General features: G+C 43.2%; 5 protein-coding genes. 4 read left to right on the forward strand and 1 reads right to left on the reverse strand.

Annotated features, from left to right (window positions below; all coding sequences use genetic code 11):
- Positions 1-75: 75 nt before the first annotated feature.
- Positions 76-1,812 carry a VWA domain-containing protein gene (locus IH879_17830; GenBank protein MCH7676783.1) on the reverse strand — a complete coding sequence of 579 codons (1,737 nt, stop codon included), beginning with the start codon at positions 1,810-1,812 and terminating at the stop codon, positions 76-78.
- An 84-nt stretch (positions 1,813-1,896) separates the two neighbouring features.
- Here IH879_17830 and IH879_17835 point away from each other — a divergent pair, with 84 nt between their 5' ends.
- The 4 genes from IH879_17835 (at position 1,897) to IH879_17850 (ending at position 6,081) form a co-directional block, all read left to right on the forward strand.
- Positions 1,897-2,472 (forward strand): sigma-70 family RNA polymerase sigma factor, encoded by a 576-nt coding sequence (locus IH879_17835; protein MCH7676784.1) that lies wholly within the window; start codon positions 1,897-1,899, stop codon positions 2,470-2,472.
- Positions 2,472-3,698 (forward strand): zf-HC2 domain-containing protein, encoded by a 1,227-nt coding sequence (locus IH879_17840; protein MCH7676785.1) that lies wholly within the window; start codon positions 2,472-2,474, stop codon positions 3,696-3,698. The genes IH879_17835 and IH879_17840 overlap by 1 nt, the downstream gene beginning before the upstream one ends.
- A 123-nt stretch (positions 3,699-3,821) precedes the next feature.
- Positions 3,822-4,139, forward strand: a complete 318-nt coding sequence (locus IH879_17845) for a hypothetical protein (protein MCH7676786.1) — start codon at positions 3,822-3,824, stop codon at positions 4,137-4,139.
- A 298-nt stretch (positions 4,140-4,437) separates the two neighbouring features.
- Positions 4,438-6,081 carry a T9SS type A sorting domain-containing protein gene (locus IH879_17850; protein MCH7676787.1) on the forward strand — a complete coding sequence of 548 codons (1,644 nt, stop codon included), beginning with the start codon at positions 4,438-4,440 and terminating at the stop codon, positions 6,079-6,081.
- Positions 6,082-6,220 lie beyond the last annotated feature (139 nt).

Here is a 6,220-nt window from a genome sequence, read left to right on the forward strand (position 1 = left end):
CAACGGTTGTCAAAACTAAAATACCCAAAACACCTGATGTAGTTCTTGTTACTTTCATGATGGTCCTCCTTAAATTTAATTCACCGCCAACAGGGAAGCCTTCTTCACAAGTTGAACAAACTCAGCGCGGTACCCTTCGGTATCTTTGCCTTTTGCTGTATTAGCCAGCTCGATAACATTCTCATAAGAAGCCTGGCTCTTAAACTCCGAATCCCGCAGCAGCATTCCAAATTCGGCTACTGCTGACGCGAACTTAAAATTATCCGAGCTTTCCGCCAATTTAACGGTTTTATCTTTGATGACTATTGACAGCAAACGACTTTTATCTTCTTTGGGTTTTTTATATCTGAGCTTAACTGTCATCAATTCATCTGAACTTGCCTGATTGGTTACTTCACCTTTTTGGTATTTCAATTCATCGACGCTTTTAATGAAATCGCTTTTAACACCAACAGGAATGATTTCGTAAAGCGCGGTCACGGTGTGTCCGGCGCCCAATTCGCCAGCATCCTTCTTGTCGTCGTTAAAGTCTTCGCTTTTCAGCATACGGTTTTCGTAGCCAATCAAACGGTAAGCCTGTACTTTGGCCGGATTGAATTCGATCTGAATTTTCACATCCTTAGCGATGGTAAACAGCGTGGCGCGCATCTCTTTGACAAAAACCTTGTTAGCTTCCAAAATGTTGTCGATGTAGAAATAGTTGCCGTTGCCGGCGTTGCTGATACTTTCCATTCTGCCGTCTTTGTAGTTGCCCATGCCAAATCCGCAAATGGTCAGAAAAATGCCGTCGTTTCTCTTTTCTTCGATTGTGCGCACCAACTCAGAGGTCGAAGAAACACCAACGTTAAAATCCCCGTCTGTGGCCAGAATGACACGGTTGTTGCCATCTTCAATCAAGTTTTCTTTAGCGACTTTGTAGGCGAGTTTAATGCCCGCGCCGCCGGCAGTAGAGCCGCCAGCCTCAAGTTTGTCAAGTGCGCTTAATATAGTGGAGCGTTCCTTTGCGGGAGTTGATGGCAAAACCAACCCTGCCGCACCTGCATAAGCAACAATAGCAATTCGATCTCGATCATCTAGATTCTTGACCAGAAGCTTAAAAGCTGATTTTAAGAGAGACAGTTTGTTCGGCGACTTCATCGAGCCGGAAACATCCACCAGAAAAACCAGGTTGCTCGGCCTCATGTCTTCATAGTCCAGCTTTTTACCTTGCAAGCCGATGTGCACCAATTTATGGTCCGGATTCCACGGTGCCTGCGAAACTTCGGTCGTTACCGAAAATGGGTGCTCGCCTTTTGGGTCTTCATAATCATAATTAAAGTAATTGACCAGCTCTTCGATACGCACCGCGTCTTTGTATGGCAGTTGCCCGGAATTCAGAAACCGGCGCACGTTTGCATAAGATGCGGCGTCGACGTCAATCGAAAATGTTGACAACGGATTCGTTCCCGGACTCAGGAACACGTTGTCGTTGATTTTGCTGTACTCTTCGGTGTTGTGGGGAATCGGGAGAATATCCGGTTTTGCAGTTGTGAAATTACCGACAGCAACGGACTTTGATAATAGTTGAAAGCTCTGAAGAGGCATGTTTTTTCCTTTGCGTTCCCGGACAGCCATATCCGTTACAACCACTTCTTCAGTTTTAAATAGTTGATCTATATCTTGATCCTTTTGAGCGTCTTTCTTTGAATCATCAACTTTGGGGACTTCAACTTGCCTTTCAGGTCCCTTTTCAACTTGCACAGGTTTTTGAGTGCTGCGGCATCCTAAAAATGCGGTTGTTAAAATAAAAAATATGAAAATATATTTTTGCATGGCACTTCTCCTTACTTTTTCTTATTTTAAACAGTTAATTGATTTACCTTTTGCCCATTAATGCCATTAACTGAAGAAAGGTGAATGAGAAATATTAGTTTTTTCCCGGAGCAGAAACTCCTCAACCGAATCAAAAGCAACGACCGCACGGTTTTGGGTGAGCTTTTTGTCCGGTATAAAAAATTAGTCGCGAGTTACGTCTCAAAACATGGCGGCGATCAATCGGATGCGGAGGACATGCTGCAGGAAGCCATTATTGTGGTCTGGCAAAAAGTCTGCTCCGGAAAGTTTGAGTTGAGGTCAAAGTTGAGTACTTATATTTTGGCGATTGTAAAAAACAAATGGAGCGCTGAAATGCGCAAGCGCAGCAAGTTTTCCGAAGAGTTGCCGGAGGATATTTCGGACGGGAATCCTTCAACTTTAGATGGTGTTATTAAAGAGGAAGAAATGGCGACGGTCAGAAAAGCACTGGCAGCACTTAATCCAATTTGCAAAGAATTGCTGATGCTTTTTTATTTTGAAGAAAGAAACTTGCGGGATATTGCAAGAGTTTTGGGATTTGCAAACCCGGAAGTGGCAAAATCCAAAAAGTACCAGTGTAAAAAATCACTGGAAACAATTTTAAAACAACAAACGGCAAAGACCGAAAGGAGAATTTGATGAAGTGCCAGGACATTCTCCAAAATGAGCTTCATGAAAAATATATTCTCAACCAGCTTGAGGACTCCGAGAAAGCAAAATATGAATTGCACTTAAAAGAATGCAAAGACTGCCAGGCAGAACTGAAAACTCAGCGGGTGTTGATTTCCGGCATTCGGGCAGCCGGGCTCGCCGAGATGAAAAATGAGATCAAACGCCAGGTTGAGATTGGCGAACTGAATCACCCGGGAATGACCTGGGGCAGGTTATCGAAAATTGCGGCTGTTTTATTCATTTTTGTTTTAACGCCTGGGGTGATAATTTATTTAAGCAAAAGCAACCCGGAGCTTGTGCCGACAGCAGAACAGAAAACAGAGAATGCACCAGAAGACATTTCTTATTCAGTCGCTGATGCGGCAACCGAGGGCAGGCGGGATATAGTGTCAACCGAAATGATGCCGGATGCAGATTTAAAAGTTTTAAAAATTCCTAAACAGAAAGATGCAGGAGGAAAGAAAATATTTAAGAAAAATGAATCTGCCAAATCAGATGCTTTAAAACTTACTTTTGGGGAAACCAAAAAGGCGAAAATAACAACCGAAATGGATAAGCAAGAAATGCTGATTCGAGCTGAACCTGCTCAATCCAAAATTGCTTTGCAAGAAGAGGTTTCGACTTTTAAAAATGAAAAAGAAGATGCGTTTTTAAAATCAAATTTAGCGGCAACTCCAAAGGAATCACGGCTCAAGGGCAAAACAGGTGATCTCAACCAACCGAAAATTGAAGCGGTGATCTTTTCTTCCCGTGAATACAGGAGTGCTCGGACTTATGTTTATGAAGCGCCGGAAGCGGGCCTCAAAAAGGCCGGTCAGTTCCGGCAGCGGAATACCCGACTGTTCGACATGAAAAAATCCACAGAACAAACGGTTTCAGATCTGCGGTTTATTTCAAACGGACACGCTATTCTCGTACATTTAAAAGCATCGGAAGATGAAGCAGCCCGGGAAGTTTTGGCACGCGCAATAGATTCCCGGCTGCCAAAGTCCTTTGCGGTAGAAATTATTACACAAGATTCTTTAAATTTAGAAATGACTTGGTTGGTTGGATCTGAATTTTTTAAAATGAACCCTGAAGAAATCAAAGTCGAAATATTAAATGAACAAATTATGAGGATTACTATTGAGAATAAATATATTTATGAAACTGAACTAAGTAAAAACACTAATACTGCCATTTTAAAGGAATAAGCTTTAAATAGGCATTCAGCTCTATATCACTTCCTGGCGGGGTTAACATAGCTAATATTAAGACCGATACTGAGGATAGCAATGAGTTTCACAACTTAACTCGATTTGGTGTTGGCGGCGGCGTTGGTAATCAATCTGAATGAAAATGTTACCCTGCACTTTGAACCGATGTATTTGCAAAAAGGCGCCAAACAAAACCTCATTGATGCCAGTTTCGGGAATGCCGAATTTAGATTTAAAGGAGATATTGTCGAGGTGCCAGTATTCTTGAAGCTTGATATCAATGCTGGTTCAATTCATCCCTACTTGATGGCTGGTCCAACCGTTGGTTTCATAGTTAATTCAACTTTAGAAATTGCAGGGGCCGGTTCTGAGTTCAAAGGAGATGCAGACGACATTATCAAAACCCTTGATTGGGTCTCGGATTTGGCGGTGGCTTAAGCCTTCCGTTTGGCAGAAATTTTGTCTTTTTGGAAGCCCGGTATACTATCGGATTAAGCAATATTAATGATGGTGGACTGTTCAGTTAAAATCAGGTAATCCATGAGGCCGTTACCATCGACCCGGATGATGTTAAGACCAAGGGAATTCAAATTATGGCCGGAGTTACGTTCCCATTAGGGAATTAAGCGAAACAAGTCATTCTTATTAATTGCGAAATCCGAGAAATCTGATTGACAAAAAGCCAACCTTTCCGTAAATTAGTTCCTACTTGGTTCAACCATTTAAGGAGAATGTAATGAAAGCGGTATTTGCGCTAACTTTGTCGATCATCATGTTCCTGCCGCTAATAAACCACGCTCAGGAAACTCCGACCTTCGAAATTATCCAAACTGAAATTTTCAACCCGAACTGCATTTCTTGCCACCAACCCGGAACATCCTTCGCAAGACAGTCGGGTTTGGTTTTAACCGAAGGTAGTGCATTCGGCAACCTGGTTGACGTCGTGCCTAAGAATGCTGCAGCCGCTGCGGACGGGCTGGTGCGGGTAACTTCTGAGGGCCAGGAATTTGCACCGCACAAGAGCTTTTTATGGGAAAAAATTAATGCCCCAGAGCAAAACCATTTTTACCAGGATCACCAAAACTACGGCTCTCTGATGCCTTTAGGACTTGATTACTTAACAAACGGTCAGCTTGCTTTTATCAAACAATGGATAATTGCCGGCGCCCCGGTATCCGAAACGGTTGCCGACGTCAGCCTTCTAGAAGATACGACACGTTATAAGCCGCCGGATTTTACTGCTTTAGATCCGCCGAAAAAGGGGTTTCAGTTACATTTAGGACCCTATGATGTCTGGCCTGCCGAACTCCATGATCGTGAGTTTATGTATTATCAGCCATACCCCACATCCGAAGACCTTTTTGTAACCCGTTACGAAATCTCAATTACTCAGAACAGTCATCATTTTTTATTATACAATTATCCCAACGGCAAGGCAACGCCCACACCAAATGTGTTCCGCGACATCAGAACCGCGCAAGGCGTAAATAATATCTCCAATTTAATACAGTTGGGCAACTTGTTCCCATTCCAGCTTTTTGTCGGGACGCAATTGCCTTATTTGAATTATTATTTTCCTCCGGGAGTGGCGCTACGATTGCCTGCAGGCTCAGGATTTGACTTGAACTCCCACTCGGTTAACAGAAGCGGTGAATCTCAGGAAGGTGAAGTTTACGTCAACATCCACACCGTCGATCCGAGTGAAGTTCAGCGTGCTGCGGATTACGACTTTTTTGGAAACTATAACATCAGCCTGCCTCCGAATGCGACGACGACTCTGACCTATGACGGCTTCTTTGATGAGAAAAGACAAATCATTCAGATGTGGTCACACTCCCATGAACACACACTCGAATTTAATATTTATCGAATCGGCGGTGAGGACGACGGTCAACAAATCTATTGGGCTAACGATTGGGAACATCCGCCGTTTCTCGGATTTGATCCACCCATGACTGTAAACCCGGGCGAGGGATTGAGACTCGTTACGACTTATAACAACTGGACAAACAAAACAATTACATTCGGGCCCTTGAGCTCCGACGAAATGCAGTTTGTGTTTTTTCTTTATTACACGGGTGATGTCGTCTCAAGTGTTGATGAAGAAATTCTCCCTGAAAATTTCTGGGTTGAGCAGAATTATCCAAACCCCTTTAACCCCGGAACCAAGATTCGGTATTCTTTACCGCAAGAGGGGCCGGTGACTTTGAAAATTTTCAACGTGCTGGGCAAAGAGGTACAAACCCTATTAAATGAAGTCCAAACCGAGGGTGAGCACTTAGTTGAATTCAGTGGAAGCGCTCTGTCGAGCGGAATCTATTTTTACAAACTCGAAGCTGCCGGATTGATTGAGGTCAAAAAAATGATCTTGATGAAGTGAACTTTAAAAACCTTGCAGGTTTTTTAAACCGTTGTCTGACTATTCGGGGGGTGGGTTCGATTCCCGCACGCCCCGTTTGATTATTCTATTAGCTATTAAAACTCCCTAAATTTATTGTATATTAATAGGCCGAGGCCTT

It is taken from the genome of candidate division KSB1 bacterium (assembly GCA_022562085.1).
In the GTDB taxonomy this organism is placed as follows: Bacteria; Zhuqueibacterota; Zhuqueibacteria; order Oceanimicrobiales; family Oceanimicrobiaceae; genus Oceanimicrobium.